This is a genomic window from Rathayibacter sp. AY1H3, assembly GCF_002932015.1.
This window is the reverse complement of record NZ_PSUU01000064.1, coordinates 1-13,956: the sequence shown is the minus strand read 5'-3', so window position 1 is coordinate 13,956 and position 13,956 is coordinate 1. Positions and strand designations below refer to the sequence as shown.

The following is a 13,956-nucleotide window of genomic DNA, read 5'->3' as shown; positions in this document are numbered from 1 at the left end:
ATGGTTCACCGGCACGCAGGGTTCTAGTTGTCCTTGACTCTGCGACCCGCGCCGCGCCCGTCTCCGCCGGCAATCCAGTCGTTGACCGCTCGAGCTACGTGAGTGTTGTGACTTGCGGCCCATGAGGGATCGTTGGATGCGGATGTGAAGGCGATCATCGGTGTGTGCCGGATGCGGCCGTGACGGTCGCGCCAATGCAGGACCATCAAGCCGGCTTTTTGGCGCACTTGGATGGTCTGGTCGCGAGGGACGCGTCGGGACCACCAGACCCCGTGGACGGTGAGGTCGTTCTCTCGCAGGCTGACGCCGCTGAAAACAACCCACCGCGCAGCGAGCGATATGACGACCGCGAAGATGACGATGAAGACCAGCTGCTCGTCCAGCGCGAGGCCGGGCTTCCATACTGTCGCTGCCGGCACGCAGATCAGAGCTGCGGGCAGGAGTATGCCGAAACGGAGCTGGATATTCGGGCGAAACCGCACGAGCGCTGATTTTAGGGGGCGCCCGCCCGTTCGTCGTTCCGCACAGGGGTCGTTCAGTGGCCGGTGAGCGGGCGGGTGCTGCTCTCGCCCGCGCTGTGCGTCGCGGCCCAGAGCAGGGCGGCACCGGCGGCCCCCGTCGGTCTGTCGCGTGAGGCGTCAGCGAAGTCTCCGTTTCTCGACCGCATCGCCACAGGCCGCGTGTCCACAGCGCGTGACGCCCCGGCTGCGGATTACGGCTAGCAGCTAGCGAACGCCGCGGGCACGCTCGTAGCACCGGTAGAGCACGATCGCGCCGACGGCTGACACGACGAGTCCGATCAGAAAGCCCACGAGCAGGACCGGGCTGAGTTGGCCCCCGGTCTGATCCAGGTCCGCACGAACGCCGGCCTGAAACCCCGACACCGAGCAGAGGAAGGCGATCACGACACCCGACGCGAGCAGGCTCACGCCCTTGAGCACTTCCACCATGACCACCCCCGGTCGTGAAGCTACCGCAGAGTGTTCCATTCCGCGACCGCCTCGCCCCGTAGGAGGATCGTTCAGCGGGCTGCTGAGCCGGCGGGTGCTGCTCTCGGCCGCGCTGTGCATCGCGGCCGAGAGCAGGGCGACACCGGCGGACCCCCGCCGGTCTGTCGCGTGCGGCGTCAGCGAAGTCCCCACTTCTCGACCGCACCGCCACAGTAGAGCCCCGGCACGCTGCCCGAGCGTCAGTCGAACTGGACGCTGCTGCGCAGCTCGCCGCCGCTCCACGTCTCGAGAACCCACCGATCGGGTCCGGGCGATGCGCCGGCCATGGCCCGTGCCGTGTCCCGTGCTGCTTCCCGGGCCCGCTCCGCGTAGCCGTAGACCCCGATGACGTCCGACGTCTCGGCCCAGAAGTCGCTCCGCAGAAGGAGGTAGTGCTCGCCGTCGATGCTGATCCTCACGCCACGGGTCCTCGCTGTTCGCGGAACGCCACAGGTGATCCGGCGCGAAGTAGCAGTCCGGTGGCGCGCGTCCCGAACAGGGATCTCTGACCGGCAGAGGGGCTCTCCGCTATGTCGTCGCTCGATCTTCCTGCGACTCGGTGATGAGCTCCTGCTTGCGTTCGGCTCTGAACGCGACAACGGTCCCTGCGAGAGCGAGTGCGGCGGCTGCGGTGAAGAGGGCCGTGGCGTCCCACCTGTAGTAGTGAATGGTCGTGCCTGGTGAGGTCTCGCTGGCTGCGTAGGTGCAAGACAGGGTATTGCCGGGCTGCGTCCAGCCGTCCCCGGTGGTGTCGTCCAGTACAGCGTCGTCGGGGTGGATCCGCACCGTTGAGTCGTTCGGAATTTGCTGTCTAAGCAGAGCTTCGACTAGGCGCTGATTTTAGCAATGGATGATACTAAGAAAGAAATCCCGAGAACAAGCATTGCTATAGAAACAAATAATACGGTGCCCGGGGTTGATGACCTGGCGACACGTTCCGCCCTGTTCCCGTAAATTCTCCGTATCATCCTCGCGTTGAAGCGCGCGTAAGCCTTTCCTTTCCATGCCAGCAATATTGCGGCGGCAACGAAAATAATGCCCGCTACTAGTTGAATATATCGTTCGTCCATTGGTTCTACTTTTCTTCTGCTCGTAGGGACAACACACTCGTCGCCACAGGAGAAACCCGAAGCGGCGATTCTGTTGCCGGCCGCCGGCTCGCCGCCAGCAGTTCTGGTCGTGGGAAAACCTAGCTCTTCCGGCACGCCTGATGAGCTGCGCGGAGTTGGACCCAAGCAGTGGGCGGTGTAGCTCGACATGTCCCGTACGGGGATCGTTCACCGCGTCAGTTGTGGTCTTCGGTAATGAGGGCTGCTAGCTCGTCGCGGGTCAACGATTCGACGGGCGCGTGCTCGACCATCGCTGAGTAGGTGCCGTCCGCCTCCTCGTAGCTGCCGGCGCCTCCGCCGAGGAGGTACGGGCGTTCGCCGTCGGAGAGGAAAAGGAGGTAGGAGGTTCCGGGCGCGAGCAGGGGTTCCTGGGTGGTCGTGTAGAGAACGCCGTCCATGACCCCGCCGGTCTGGGTGATCGTGATCTGCTCTTCCGCTGCTCCCTTGTGAACGACGGTCACTTCGAGCTGGACCTCTGTGGCAGCGATGGCGCCCTCGCGGGCTGCAGCTCGTTGTTCCTCCTCCGACAGGTCACTCAGCGGGTTCACCAGTGGGTCGTCGCCCTCGTAGGTCGGATATTGGATGACATCGCTGGTCGAGACGGCTGTGCCTTCGATGATGCGATCAGCTTCCTGCACGAGTTGAGGCAGATCGTAAAAGGGGTACTGGACGGCCATCTGCGCAGTCCGCTCAACGACCGGCTGCTCGGGAGCGCCGGCACAGCCGGCGAGGAGGGTGATCGGCAACAGAAGCGACATCGCGACTTCCGCTACGCGGGCAACTGCCTTGGACTGCATGCGCATCACCCTCTCACGAGAGATGATCCAGATCGGGGGCATCAGCCGTCCCGTATCGGGATGGGTCAGCGGTTGCGGGCAAGCCGGTTCAGCTCGAGAGAGGGCGTCCGGCGTCAGTCGTCGTCGGACCCGGCCCGAACACGGAGCCAGAACGCCGCTTCCCACGCCGCAGGATCACGGTCGTAACGCTCCGCCTCAGTGACGTACTTGTCATGTGCGCGCTGCGCGGACTCGTGGTTCCACTCCCTGATCGCGGCGTCGTTGAGAAGCTGCCCACCGAAGTGCACGATCTCGTCTCGGTAGTCACCCATCGCCTCGTTCATCCACTCTCCGGGGTCGGCGGCCTGCGTGTGAGTGGCGAGATACGCGTTCCATCGCGCGTCCAGCTGAGCCCGAAGCGGGTCCGGGTCGCGGTCGGGGGATGAAGGCTGCTCCATGACCGGAACCCTACGACTCGGTCTTCGGCCGCATCGTTCTCGTCCCCGTGGCGAGCGAGAGGCGGAGGAGGACCGCCCAATTCCACAGGGGTGCTTCAGCAGGTGGACGAGGGCGGTCCTAAGATTCGGGGGTGGGCATCACCATTCCCCGCATGGCCGCGACGATCGAGCGGCGTCTTCTCGTCAACTTCCGGGTGGACCCCGTCGTGATTGAGTCTCTGCTGCCCGAGGGGCTCCGTCCGCAGATCGTCGACGGGAGCGCGGTGGCGGGCGTCTGCCTGATCCGGCTGGGAAATTTCCGGCCGATGTGGGTCGCACCGAGGATCGGCCACCGGAGCGAGAGTGCGGCCCATCGAGTGGCTGTCGAGTGGGACGGGCCCGACGGGATCCGGACCGGAGTGTTCATCCCGCGCCGGCACAGCGCTTCGCGTCTCGCCCAAGTCGCGGGTGGGCGGGTGTTCCCGGGCGTCCATGAACGCGCTCGGGTGAGATCCGTCGAATCGGACGACGACCTGAGTGTGACCGTCGACGCCGCCGATCTTCGTGTCGCTGTCGACGCCCACGTTGTCCCGCCCGAGACGTTCACGAGTTCACTGTTCGCCGACCTGTCCGCGGCGTCCGATTTCTTCCGGAAGGACGCTGTCGGCTGGTCGCCGACGCGAGCGGGGCGGCTCGAGCCGCTTCGGCTGGACACCCACGCCTGGCGCGTGGAAGCGGCTCGCACGACGCGTGTCCAATCGAGCTTCTTCGACGCGCTCCCCACCGGCTCCGCTTCGTTCGACCACGTACTGGTCATGCGGGATGTCCCGGTGGTGTGGAGCAGTCTTGGAGAGGCTGCGCCTGCCGCTCGGCCTTGACCGGCGGGTGCGGAGCATGCGGTCACCCATCCTCCGCGGAACGGTCGGCGGACGGGTGCGGAGGGGTCACCGTTCGGCGTCGCGCTGTACTTGGTGCGCCTCATCACCGGCGGCCGCGCTTGGGGTGTTGCCGCGGGCGCGCTGACGGCCGCAGTCGCCTTCGCATCGAAGCTCCGGCGAGCAAGGCGGACGAGCGCGATCTGGCGTCTCGTAAGGGGATCCTCGAGCGGAGAGTTGCGAAGCGGATCTCGTCTGAGACGATCGGCTCGGATCGGACACCACTAGGCATGAGCACGCCACCGGAAGCAGCAGCACTCGCGCGAGACGCTGCGGCGCGCACTGATGACGCCGCCCTGATGGACGGCGCGAGGCGAGGCGACCGGGCTGCGTTCGGCCGGCTCTACGACCGGCACGCGGCGACGACCTACCGCTACGCCCTCAGCATCGTTCGCACGCCCAGCGACGCCGAAGACGTCGTGCAAGACGTATTCCTCACCACGTGGACGCGGATCAACGACGTCGCGATCGTGGACGCATCCGCCCTTCCGTGGCTGCTCACCACCGCCCGGTTCACCGCGCTGAACCTCGTCCGAACCAAGACCCGTGCACGGAACCGCACCGAGGACGCGGACCTGTCCCTGCACCCGGATCGACGTGGCACCCCTGACGAAGAAGTTGCGAGGCGCCAGCTCGCCGCGGCGATCGAGGAAGCCGTCTCCGAGCTCTCCGACACCGATTAAGCGCTGTACTACCTGTGTATCGAGCAGGGCAGCAGCTACGCCGACGCCGCGAAAGCACTCGGCTCCACCCACGGCGCGGTCCGCAACCGGCTCAGCCGGCTCCGGACCGCGCTCCGCACCACCCTGCGCCCCTTTGAAAGGGAGAACTGATGACCCACGACCTCGGCCCGACCACGGGACAGCTCACCAGGATGCGCGCCACCATCCTCACCGACATCGCTGCCCGCCACCGCTCCACCAAGCGCCGCCGCCTCGTCGGGCTCGGCCTCGCGGCCGTCGTCGCGATCGGCACCAGCGCCGCCGCGATCACCGTAACGCAGGCTAGCAACGACGAAGCCAACACGAGTTTCGACTGCTACTCCGTCGCCGACGTCCGCGCGGACCACACCACGAGCATCCTCGTGGACGACGACCGCAACGCATTCGAGCTGCTTCCACTGTCCGAGCGGGTCGCCGCCGCCCTCGAACGATGCGAAGCGAGCTGGAGCGCCGTCCCCGACGAGCCCTACCCGGGAAGCGGACCCATCAACGTACCTAACCCGACGGTCTGCGTCCTCGCGGACACCAGGCTCGGCGTCTTCCCGAACAGAGCGGGCCAGCCCACTGGCCCCTTCTGCGAAGGACTCGGCCTGGCAGCGCCGGCACTCGCGGCATCTGCCGACTGAGCCATCCCACGGAAGGCGTTACGTCCCGTAAGAGGATCGACTGGCGGGCTATTCCTCGATCGGTTCAGCGCCCTCGAGCGGAGTCAGCGTCGCCCAGAATCCGTTCCCGGAACTGAGGTACAGGCGGAGGGGCTGGTCGGTGTCCATCGGGTCTCCGTCCGGGTAGAGGTCGGTGCCGCTGCACGCATCAGGCATCGACACGACGCGGATTGTCTCTCCTGCAATGAACGGTCCCTTCTCTGTCTCATCCACGGTGACCATGTATGCGGATGCTGCGACGCTGAAGACGCTCTGAGTTCCCGAGGCGCGAGGGGAGGCGGTCGTGATGACCGCTTCGGCGACCTCGTAGCGGGCTTCCGCGGATCCAAAATACGCCCAGCCCGGGCATCCCGACGTCTGCACCGCCGGCGCGCAGCCGGCGGCGGTGAGCAGCGCCGCTCCGGTTGTGAGTGCGGCAGCAACTCGAATGCGGTGACGCGAACCCGAGGTCATGCCGGTGACGCTACCCGCTCAGCTCCGTCCCATATGGGGATCGGCTAACGAGACCGCGTGCCGTACAAGGCGCTCTTCACTCCCCGCCGTTCACTCACCGAATGAGCGAACAAGCTGTGCCCGTCGACGTTCTGCGCGTGCACGGTGCGTCACCGCTGGCGCGATGATGTCGTGCTCGTCGTGGAGGGCGATCCGCGCGTGGTGTCGGTTAATCTCGTCGCTGTCCTCTGCGATGAGTTCGATTGCTCGTCTGGGTCGGTCGGCGCGGAATAGTACTGCCCAGCGCACCTCGACCGACCGGTCGCGCGCCAGCCGGAGCAACTGCTCGTCATTGGGGTACTGGAGTCCGCCCTCTGCGGCTCCGGCGCGGACGGCGCGATCGCGGTCGGTGATGAGACGCTCCATCTGTGTCAGGGAGATGCGGGGGTTGCGCGCGCACATGCCGCGGACAACCGGTGACGGGTCGGTGAGAAGCGACTCGAAGATCTCAAGTCGTCGGTGGTCTGAGCCGTCCGGCCACGAGTCTCCCCGAAGGGATCCGCCGCGAGTGTTCTCTGTACCGCAAGGGCGAGCGACCTTTGGTCGTCGTCCGCGTACAGGTGGGCAAGGATCGCACGGACCCACTTGTCCGTTGATTTCGCCGCGATCTCGTGGAGTTGCGGGCGTTCACGAAGGCTGCTGGCGGCGGCGAGGCGCACGGCGTCGACGTCATCAGCGAGGAGACGCCCGATCGTCAGGTCATCCGCAGCGGCGTTCTCGGCAACAGCGATGCGCACCTGTTTCGACTCGTGCCCGGCGAGTGCCCGCAGGAGCACAGCGTCCACCGACGACTCTGCCCGAAACTTTGCCGAACGAATTGAGGGCATGACCACGATCATGTCAGCAGGCGTCGCGGTCGATGCGGGGGAACCAGTCCCGTACCAAGGCGGTAGGAGTTTCAGTCTCGATAGCCGATCGTGCACCGGACGGATTCGTTAGGGATTCTCGCTCGCCGGCCCTTCTGTGTCAGCGAGGAAGGCGGCGGCGAGTCGAGCGACCTTCTGGCGGTATCGCTCGCCGGCTCCGATGCCTCGCGCGTCGAGCTCGTCATCGACCTCGACAAGCGGCTGCGCAGCTGCCGGTCCGTCGTGACCGATCCGGTCGTGCACCCAGGATGAGAAGGAGCGGAGATCCCAGTCGCCGGTGAGGAAACGACGGCATGCGACGCGCAGCGCGAGAAGCGGGATCTCCTCACCGTCCCGATCCAATGGCCGCGCGCCCGCTTCGATGAGTGCCGCCGAGCTGAGGTCGAAGACGTCGGCGGGAGTGGCGCTGGAGTAGAGGGACGCGAGAGCGACAAGGGACTCGCTGTCACTCCCTGCTGCGACGAGATTCGCTGCCAGAGCGATCACGTCTCGGGGCTGGACCAGCCCGAAGAAGAGAGCGGCTGTCGTTTCGCGCAGGGTCGGGATCGAAGGGTCATCACGGTCTTCTGCATCGTCTCGCATCCGACCTCCTCCGACCAGTCGCTCGCTGCCGCCCCGCGCTGCTGTCGCGGCGGCGGCGTCAGCGCGACTCGACACGTCGATCGGAACCGGTCGGTGACAGGTCGGCCCGTGGCTGAACCCGTGCTCGAGCTCGTAGACGCATTCCGAGCAGACGTGACCGCCGGCCGGTCCGGCATCCGCGACGTGCTCCACCCACGGGTGAGAGCACGCGCAACAGGCCTCAGCGAGCAGGGAGCGGAACCGAGCGCGGCGCGAACGGCGCGCGTCAGCTCGCGGGCGCCAACGCGAGAGGCCGAACATCCCGTGAGCGTAGCGAGCGCATCGCCACGCCGTCGCGCGCTCCGCCGTGCTTCCATCGCTTCTGGCGTCCCGTAAGGGGGTCGCTGAGCAGGAACTTCTCGAGTCCCGCGGTGCCGATTGTCGGTGCCGTGTGGCGGTACCGTCGTTGCCCCTTTCGTAGAGGACCTCTGTGATCACCGTCAGCAGGTCAGGGTGAACCTGACGAGCTGGAGACCAACGCTCGTCGCAGTGATGGCAGCGAACGCGATGAGCGACGCCGCCGGACGAGACGGCACTCTGCGTCTCTTGGACAGCATGAGGATGCTGGATGCGCCGAGCGCCCAGGCAGGTGTGCTGAGTGCGGCGATGAGGAGCAGGACGGGTCCGCCTGTCGGAGGCGGTCCAGGGTCATCCATCTCCGCGAAGCCCATCAGCCCGGCGATGAGGATCGCTAGTCCCGAGAACGTCACGATTCCGAGGATCGCTGTGAGGAGGAGGGCGTAGGGGAGCGCGGTCGATGTGAGCGCACGCGCGGTCTTCGCCGCCGCATAGACGGATCCTCCGATAACGAGCAGGGCGCCGAGGTACCAGGCTGCTGCGCTCAGCGGGATCTCGCGCGGCCGGCAGTCCGTCATGGCTGGTGAGGCGAGGGTCAGCAAGCTCGCGCCGGCCTGAACGAGAAGCGCGGCGACAACGGTGAGAACAATCGCCGTCGCACCGGCGATCCGCCTCGCGCGCAACCGTGCATCGTTCTGCTGGTCGGTCATGGGCTCGAGGGTAGCTACCCCAGTCGGATAAAGAGGTCTAGTGGAGGCGGCCGCCCTCCATGGGACCGTCAACCATGCGTCCGGTAGGGGATCGCTAGCCGGACGTCTTGCTCTTCACCCTGCGTCAGGGACGACGGCGGCGGATATCCGCCGCGTCCGTTCGATGATCAGGATGTCGGTGACCCGGATGCCGAGCGCGGTGAAGAAGCCGGCGACCGCGTTCCAGTAGAGAGTCCAGAGGATGAGGCCGCCGACTTCGTTCTGGTCGTACCCGGGCGGAGCCCAGTCGGCGTTCGCGGCGTGGACCTGCCAGATCACAGCGAGGGCGATGCACAGCAGGCACGCTCCGAGGCCGAAGGCGAAAAGGATCTTGCTCCCGGAGTTCGTGCAGCCGAATCTCCACAGCACGTTCCTGAGAACGATGAGCGACACGGGGATCGCTCCGAGCGAGAACGTCCATTGCTCCCACGTCACGAGAATGCCCCCGTCTCGCAGCGAGCCGGATCGTCGGCAGGTGCCGTCGTCACTCTGCAGAGAGCGGGGGAGTGGTCGCGATCATTTCAGGAGAAGGCGTCTCGTAACCGCCGATGATGAGCGTGCTGGTGTCCGTCCAGCTCGGCTCGGAGTACGCGATCGGCTCGGGGCTTCCGGCGCCAGGTTTTGCGCTGGTGATCCCGATGGCCACCGCACCCACGGCGAGGAAGCCGGAGACCAGCGCTGCAACCGTCACGGTCAACACGGTGTTGCGAAGCGTCTGCATCGTGCTGCCCCTCGAGTAGGTCGAATGGTGGGGAGCGTACCAGCGCAGGTGCTGGCGACGCCGTGCTACTGATCCCGTATGGGGATCCCCACGCGGGACGGTCGGATCACCGGGGTTGATCCGCCCCTCCCGTACAGGGCTGGATCAGCCCGTCAAAGGGCGCCCGTGGATTGTCTGGTCGCGAACGCGAGGTTGAGGAAGGGTAGATCGTCGCGTGCGATGACGGCCGTTATGTGGCGACCCTCGAGTTCGGCTCCGATACCGAGGACGTGAGCGTCGGTATCAAGTAGAACCCCGTTTTCCGGTCGGCTGTCGACGCTGACTGCCACGCCACGCTCGACCGCAGCCGCGGTCGCTCCGCCTAGCAGTTCCCCTGGCAGCGTCCCTTGGACGCGCGTATCGCGGAATCGGTTCCTCAGCACGTGATTCACATGATCCGTCAGCGTTGATTCGATCGTTCGTGGACCGGGGTCCTTCGGGTCGATGAGCGTCGTCAGCACTGCTTCCCAGAGCATCGGGAACTGGAGTCGAGCTCTTATCTCCACGAGTCGTGCGGGAAGGGGGCGCACTGGTGGTTCGTCGAGCTGAGTGCGCAGCTCGCTGCTGATGTCGGCCAGGTTGGCGGGATCGTCTCGGTTCTCCGGTCGGCGCCAGAGGGTGTAGGTGATCGCCGCGGAGAGGTAGCGGCTCTGCTCGTTTGTGGTGTGCGCGATCGTCCCTACAGCGATCTCTTCGACGGAGGGTTGCTGCTGCAACGTGAACAGCGCACCAGGGAATCGAGTGGTCACTTCATTAAGCGACGGCGGGTACGGGTCCTCAAGGCTGGAGTGCACGGCCTCAGCCTGTTCGAGCCACGGCAGCTTCGCAACGGGTCACTGGATGACGGAGTGGGTAGCCGCGTCGATGTGCTCTGAGCCCGATCCGCTCCGGCCTCGTTCAAGCACGTCAGGACCATGGAAGACGCCTGTCCCGTAAGGGGATCGCTGGCCGTGCGTCTGAGAGGATCAGCGCATGTTGCCGGATGCCGAGCTTGCCGCAGCGATCGAGGCCGTCGGGGTGCGGCGGCGTCATCCGGTTCCGGAGTACGACTACCGGATCGATGACGTGCGGCTGGTCGCTGGTCTGCTCGACTTTCGGCTCTGCATGTGCTCGTCCAACCCGGAGCCCGCTGCCCCGCCAAGGCTTCGCGTGGTTCGGGTCGACGTCGCCCCGGGCGGGCACTGCTGGGCGGCTAGCTGTTTTCTCGTGTCGCCCGGCCGGGGTGGAGGTGCTGCTAGTTCTCCGAGCTTGCAGAGAGGGTGGAAGTCGTTCCTGGTGGGCGGTAATTGCCGGCGAGGTGGATGAGGTTTCGGGCTGGCATCCAGCCGTGCTCGCGGGTCTCGGTGTGGTTGAGGGTCTCCACGAACAGCTCGAAGTCTCGGTCGCCCTTCGTGTCGTGAATCCAGGCCAGGACCTCCTCGACCGAGTCGGCGTCCGTGATCCGCTGCGGGTCATGGGTCACCGCCAGCTCGTCATCGGCGCCAATCCAGAAGCAGACCCAATAGGTCAGCGGTTCCTCGCGCTGCGCGTCAAAGAACGCTTCGTTCCATTCGGCTCGCATCAGCCCTCCCGTGTCCATCTTGAAGATAGCTCTACCAGCGCCGCGGCGTCCGTTGAGGGGTCGTCAACCGGTCGCCCGCGAGTTGCGTACGCCGCTGTCGGTCCTCGCAGTCGCCTGCACACCTCTTCGCGTCACCGCGGCACTCGTGCAGACGACCGTGAGCATTTAGATGTTCAAGGTCCCCTGCACATGCGACGCGGGCGCCACTGAACCGTTCCGTAAGAGGATCCCTGCACGGTCACTAGTCGGCGCAGCTATCGCCCCCCTCAGCCGCCGGTGGGTAGCTGCGGCGTCTCGAAGAAGAGGTACGGCAGGAAGTGGAGTGTCACGGAGGCGGCGATGCCGATGACCGGCACGATCCAGTAGCGCTGGCGAGGGTGAGCGAGTCGGCGGACGGTGATGAAGGCGACGACGGGTGTCACGAGGACCGGCACCCATGCGCCAAGCGTTGCCCACTGCACGGCTGGTCCGAAATCGCGCAGGTCCTGTGCTTCATCGAAGGCCGGGTGCATCAGGTTGCCGTAGTGCAGCAGCGTGAACGGGACCAGGGCGACGGCGAGTGCGAAGTGAACGACCGCGAAGACACCGATTCGGAAGCGAGCGCGGTCGAGGTCTATTGCGAAGGCCGGAGAGGTCACGAGCGAAGACTAGCCAGTGAGGACGGTCTGCTTGCTAGGCAACCGCGAGAGGTCCGCCCGCCGATCGAGGCGTCCGTATGGGGATCGCCCTCCGGGCGGCGGCCCTAGCGAGGATCGAGGCCCTGGAACGTGTTGGGGAAGTTGTCGAGCCAGCGCCATCGGTCGATCGGCCACGTGATCGCGACGGCTCGGCCTGTCACGTTGTCGATCGGGACGAAGCCCTTGGAGGGCGTGCCCTGTTGGAGGCGGGAGTCGGCGGAGTTCCCCCGGTTGTCGCCCATCACCCAGAGCCCATCAGGGGGCACGGTGACATCGAACGGGATGCTCGACGCGGCCGGGGCATTCTCGCCGTCCTTGATGTACGAGGCCTCATCGAGGGGCTGCCCGTTCACGGTCATCTGCCCCAACGGCGTGCAGCAGACGACGTGATCGCCAGGAAGCCCGATCAGCCGCTTGATGAGGTGATCGTTGGTCTCCTCGGGCGCCAGTCCCACCGCCTGCAGCGTGTTCTCGAACAGCCCGGCGATGGACGTGTCCTCGGTCTGCAGGACGGGCTGAAGCCATCCGCCCGGGTCCTTGAACACGATGACGTCTCCGCGGGAGAGGGGCACGACATCGGGGACGAGCTCGTTGACGATGATGCGGTCGTCCTGCACCAGCGTGTTGTTCATCGATGACGACGGGATGTAGAACGACCGCACGAGGAACGTCTTGACCAGGCTGGAAACCAGAACTGCTACCAGGACGATGACCACCACGTCTCGAAGGAACAGCAGCGCCCCGTGCCGCCGCCGCTGCGGCGGGCGTCGGCTGGTCAGGGGCACGGACTCAGCCGGCGTCGTCATGCTGAGAAGGCTACGTCCGCCGGTCCTGCTTGAAAGACCACCGAGGTGTGACCGGTACCGATCTGCCGGTGTCGATAAGAGCGAACTGACGCTGAGCCCATGCGCCCGCGGACGCGACGGTGGCACAAAATTTTCGAGCGTCCGCGTTTTCGAGGCCGCCGCGACATGTGCTGTGTAGAGGCGAAATTGGAGGGCCTGCGTTGAATCACTTCACCACTGTCGAACTGGACAGCACCAACCCGTACCCGAGCCTGCCGCCCCAGTGGGGCGAGGAGGCAGTCAAGATCATGCTCGACGCCGAACCCACTCGCGCGGTCCGTCGCAGACGGCGGCTGTGGACGGCATCTGCGCTGGCCGGGCTGGTACTGACGGGCGGGGCCGGCGTCGCAGTCGCCGCTCCACTACTGAATCGTCCGGTGCTTATGGGCGAGGTGATGCCGTACGTCGTGACCGTCGACGGCGAGTCGTGCTCTGCGACGATCCAGGTGCAGCCCCTGGACCCCGCGAACCGGGCGCTGAACACCCCTGAAGGGATGGCCGCGGCCGAACAGGCGCTACGCGGGCTTGATCTGGCCAATCTCGATATCGGATCGGCGCCGGAGTTCATGTTCCCGCCGAACACTCCCAAGCCTGCTGTTCAGCAACGCTGGAGCGGGATCTCATCCGTGGCGTTGCAGCTTGTGAGTCAGCAGCTCAAGGACCAGGGCTTCACCGAAGAGGTGTCGATGGCTTCATCGATCGACTGTGGAAGCGAATGATGCGGACCGCTGACGAGCGAGCACGCATCCTTCGCACCGCGATCGAGGACAACGCCGCGGACCTGCTCGCGTACCTGCTCCGGCGTACCTCGAATCACGAGGACGCCGCCGACCTGCTCGCAGAAACCGCGGAGACGGCATGGAAGCGCATCGCGATCATGCCCACCGACCCTGTCCGCGGCCGCATGTGGCTCTTCGTCACTGCCCGCCACAAGCTCGCAAACCATCAGCGGAAAAAAGTCGGGCAGGACCGCCTGACGACGGCCCTCGCGGACGACCTCCGCCAGAACGGTCAACAGCTCCCGATGCCATCCGATGACCAGATTGACGTGCAGAGGGCCGTGCGCTCGTTGCCAGCGAAACTCAGAGAAGTCATCGAACTCGTTCACTGGGATGGATTCACTGTGACCGAAGCGGCGCGAGTTCTCCGCCTGCCGACGTCCACCGCCCGCACCCGCTACGCCGCCGCGATCGTGCTGCTGCGCCAGACGCTCTGTGACCACGACACCGAACAGCTACCGGATCTCGCCGCATCGAGATAGCTGAACCTGCCACCTGCTGGCCGCCCCACTCGGCGCAAGGAGTGCGCAGTGTCGTTCCGTGAAGGGATGGTCGGCCGGTCACTCTGATGCTTCGACGCTGCACCAGTACTGCAGTTCCGCTCCGTCGCGGTAGAAGTAGTTGAGGCCAGTGAAGCCGTGCCCGCCTCCGAGGTCGTTGCGCAGAGCGTCCGCGT

General features: G+C 65.9%; 22 protein-coding genes. 6 read left to right on the top strand and 16 right to left on the bottom strand.

From position 1 onward, the window contains the following. Positions 1-23: 23 nt before the first annotated feature. The 5 genes from C5C33_RS17085 to C5C33_RS17060 all read right to left on the bottom strand — a co-directional run bounded on the left by C5C33_RS17085 (position 24) and on the right by C5C33_RS17060 (position 3,332). The gene (locus C5C33_RS17085; protein WP_104261702.1) at positions 24-482 is read right to left on the bottom strand and encodes a hypothetical protein; all 459 of its coding nucleotides are present in this window, start codon (positions 480-482) and stop codon (positions 24-26) included. Positions 483-725: 243 nt separating this feature from the next. Then, positions 726-950: a hypothetical protein gene (locus C5C33_RS17080; RefSeq protein WP_146079300.1), complete on the bottom strand. Its 225-nt coding sequence runs from the start codon at positions 948-950 to the stop codon at positions 726-728. A gap of 239 nt (positions 951-1,189) precedes the next feature. After that, a complete protein-coding gene (locus tag C5C33_RS17075; RefSeq protein WP_104261700.1) occupies positions 1,190-1,408 on the bottom strand; it encodes a hypothetical protein in 219 nt (72 codons plus the stop codon). 866 nt (positions 1,409-2,274) lie between these two features. Continuing rightward, on the bottom strand, positions 2,275-2,895 hold the full coding sequence (locus C5C33_RS17065) for a hypothetical protein (protein ID WP_146084688.1): 621 nt from the start codon (positions 2,893-2,895) through the stop codon (positions 2,275-2,277). Between the two features lie 113 nt (positions 2,896-3,008). After that, positions 3,009-3,332 carry a hypothetical protein gene (locus C5C33_RS17060; protein ID WP_104261697.1) on the bottom strand — a complete coding sequence of 108 codons (324 nt, stop codon included), beginning with the start codon at positions 3,330-3,332 and terminating at the stop codon, positions 3,009-3,011. Positions 3,333-3,463: 131 nt separating this feature from the next. Here C5C33_RS17060 and C5C33_RS17055 point away from each other — a divergent pair, with 131 nt between their 5' ends. From C5C33_RS17055 to C5C33_RS17045, 4 genes are all read left to right on the top strand, one after another. Continuing rightward, positions 3,464-4,189, top strand: a complete 726-nt coding sequence (locus tag C5C33_RS17055; protein ID WP_219813990.1) for a DUF2071 domain-containing protein — start codon at positions 3,464-3,466, stop codon at positions 4,187-4,189. Positions 4,190-4,476: 287 nt separating this feature from the next. After that, entirely contained in the window at positions 4,477-4,929 is a 453-nt protein-coding gene (locus C5C33_RS17050) for an RNA polymerase sigma factor (protein ID WP_104261696.1), read from the top strand. Positions 4,930-4,932: 3 nt separating this feature from the next. Then, positions 4,933-5,079 (top strand): sigma factor-like helix-turn-helix DNA-binding protein, encoded by a 147-nt coding sequence (locus tag C5C33_RS19245; protein WP_146084368.1) that lies wholly within the window; start codon positions 4,933-4,935, stop codon positions 5,077-5,079. Then, positions 5,079-5,594 carry a hypothetical protein gene (locus C5C33_RS17045; RefSeq protein ID WP_104223349.1) on the top strand — a complete coding sequence of 172 codons (516 nt, stop codon included), beginning with the start codon at positions 5,079-5,081 and terminating at the stop codon, positions 5,592-5,594. Before C5C33_RS19245 ends, C5C33_RS17045 begins: the two co-directional genes overlap by 1 nt. Positions 5,595-5,642: 48 nt before the next feature. On the opposite strand, the gene C5C33_RS18325 is transcribed toward C5C33_RS17045, so the two are convergent. From C5C33_RS18325 to lepB, 11 genes are all read right to left on the bottom strand, one after another. Then, positions 5,643-6,086: a hypothetical protein gene (locus C5C33_RS18325; RefSeq protein ID WP_146076925.1), complete on the bottom strand. Its 444-nt coding sequence runs from the start codon at positions 6,084-6,086 to the stop codon at positions 5,643-5,645. A 90-nt stretch (positions 6,087-6,176) separates the two neighbouring features. Next, positions 6,177-6,491 (bottom strand): hypothetical protein, encoded by a 315-nt coding sequence (locus C5C33_RS18320; RefSeq protein ID WP_146085815.1) that lies wholly within the window; start codon positions 6,489-6,491, stop codon positions 6,177-6,179. Between the two features lie 5 nt (positions 6,492-6,496). Beyond that, positions 6,497-6,964, bottom strand: a complete 468-nt coding sequence (locus C5C33_RS17040) for a hypothetical protein (RefSeq protein WP_104261695.1) — start codon at positions 6,962-6,964, stop codon at positions 6,497-6,499. 96 nt (positions 6,965-7,060) lie between these two features. Beyond that, the gene (locus C5C33_RS17035; RefSeq protein WP_104223346.1) at positions 7,061-7,573 is read right to left on the bottom strand and encodes a hypothetical protein; all 513 of its coding nucleotides are present in this window, start codon (positions 7,571-7,573) and stop codon (positions 7,061-7,063) included. A 479-nt stretch (positions 7,574-8,052) separates the two neighbouring features. Further along, entirely contained in the window at positions 8,053-8,619 is a 567-nt protein-coding gene (locus C5C33_RS17030) for a hypothetical protein (RefSeq protein ID WP_104223345.1), read from the bottom strand. 114 nt (positions 8,620-8,733) lie between these two features. After that, the gene (locus C5C33_RS17025; protein WP_104261694.1) at positions 8,734-9,093 is read right to left on the bottom strand and encodes a hypothetical protein; all 360 of its coding nucleotides are present in this window, start codon (positions 9,091-9,093) and stop codon (positions 8,734-8,736) included. A 49-nt stretch (positions 9,094-9,142) separates the two neighbouring features. Next, positions 9,143-9,379, bottom strand: coding sequence for a hypothetical protein (locus C5C33_RS18315; protein ID WP_146081570.1), 237 nt, complete (start codon positions 9,377-9,379; stop codon positions 9,143-9,145). 152 nt (positions 9,380-9,531) lie between these two features. Beyond that, a complete protein-coding gene (locus C5C33_RS17015; RefSeq protein WP_146085814.1) occupies positions 9,532-10,212 on the bottom strand; it encodes a hypothetical protein in 681 nt (226 codons plus the stop codon). Between the two features lie 440 nt (positions 10,213-10,652). Then, the gene (locus C5C33_RS17010) at positions 10,653-10,997 is read right to left on the bottom strand and encodes a hypothetical protein (RefSeq protein WP_104261691.1); all 345 of its coding nucleotides are present in this window, start codon (positions 10,995-10,997) and stop codon (positions 10,653-10,655) included. A 248-nt stretch (positions 10,998-11,245) separates the two neighbouring features. Beyond that, positions 11,246-11,617, bottom strand: coding sequence for a hypothetical protein (locus C5C33_RS17005; protein ID WP_104248176.1), 372 nt, complete (start codon positions 11,615-11,617; stop codon positions 11,246-11,248). Positions 11,618-11,721: 104 nt separating this feature from the next. Further along, positions 11,722-12,462, bottom strand: a complete 741-nt coding sequence (gene lepB, locus C5C33_RS17000; RefSeq protein WP_104261690.1) for a signal peptidase I — start codon at positions 12,460-12,462, stop codon at positions 11,722-11,724. 200 nt (positions 12,463-12,662) lie between these two features. Here lepB and C5C33_RS18310 point away from each other — a divergent pair, with 200 nt between their 5' ends. Continuing rightward, positions 12,663-13,220, top strand: a complete 558-nt coding sequence (locus C5C33_RS18310) for a hypothetical protein (protein ID WP_146081569.1) — start codon at positions 12,663-12,665, stop codon at positions 13,218-13,220. Then, the gene (locus tag C5C33_RS16990) at positions 13,217-13,762 is read left to right on the top strand and encodes an RNA polymerase sigma factor (protein WP_219814333.1); all 546 of its coding nucleotides are present in this window, start codon (positions 13,217-13,219) and stop codon (positions 13,760-13,762) included. Before C5C33_RS18310 ends, C5C33_RS16990 begins: the two co-directional genes overlap by 4 nt. Positions 13,763-13,956 lie beyond the last annotated feature (194 nt).

What these genes read in the sequence shown, in the direction of transcription:
- C5C33_RS18315 (WP_146081570.1), bottom strand. Translation starts at nt 9,379, where the DNA reads ATGCAGACGCTTCGCAACACCGTGTTGACCGTGACGGTTGCAGCGCTG.
- C5C33_RS18320 (WP_146085815.1), bottom strand. Translation starts at nt 6,491, where the DNA reads ATGGAGCGTCTCATCACCGACCGCGATCGCGCCGTCCGCGCCGGAGCC.
- C5C33_RS18325 (WP_146076925.1), bottom strand. Translation starts at nt 6,086, where the DNA reads ATGACCTCGGGTTCGCGTCACCGCATTCGAGTTGCTGCCGCACTCACA.
- C5C33_RS17065 (WP_146084688.1), bottom strand. Translation starts at nt 2,895, where the DNA reads ATGCAGTCCAAGGCAGTTGCCCGCGTAGCGGAAGTCGCGATGTCGCTT.
- C5C33_RS17030 (WP_104223345.1), bottom strand. Translation starts at nt 8,619, where the DNA reads ATGACCGACCAGCAGAACGATGCACGGTTGCGCGCGAGGCGGATCGCC.
- lepB (WP_104261690.1), bottom strand. Translation starts at nt 12,462, where the DNA reads ATGACGACGCCGGCTGAGTCCGTGCCCCTGACCAGCCGACGCCCGCCG.
- C5C33_RS17080 (WP_146079300.1), bottom strand. Translation starts at nt 950, where the DNA reads ATGGTGGAAGTGCTCAAGGGCGTGAGCCTGCTCGCGTCGGGTGTCGTG.
- C5C33_RS17010 (WP_104261691.1), bottom strand. Translation starts at nt 10,997, where the DNA reads ATGGACACGGGAGGGCTGATGCGAGCCGAATGGAACGAAGCGTTCTTT.
- C5C33_RS17050 (WP_104261696.1), top strand. Translation starts at nt 4,477, where the DNA reads ATGAGCACGCCACCGGAAGCAGCAGCACTCGCGCGAGACGCTGCGGCG.
- C5C33_RS17035 (WP_104223346.1), bottom strand. Translation starts at nt 7,573, where the DNA reads ATGCGAGACGATGCAGAAGACCGTGATGACCCTTCGATCCCGACCCTG.
- C5C33_RS16990 (WP_219814333.1), top strand. Translation starts at nt 13,217, where the DNA reads ATGATGCGGACCGCTGACGAGCGAGCACGCATCCTTCGCACCGCGATC.
- C5C33_RS17045 (WP_104223349.1), top strand. Translation starts at nt 5,079, where the DNA reads ATGACCCACGACCTCGGCCCGACCACGGGACAGCTCACCAGGATGCGC.
- C5C33_RS17040 (WP_104261695.1), bottom strand. Translation starts at nt 6,964, where the DNA reads ATGATCGTGGTCATGCCCTCAATTCGTTCGGCAAAGTTTCGGGCAGAG.
- C5C33_RS17060 (WP_104261697.1), bottom strand. Translation starts at nt 3,332, where the DNA reads ATGGAGCAGCCTTCATCCCCCGACCGCGACCCGGACCCGCTTCGGGCT.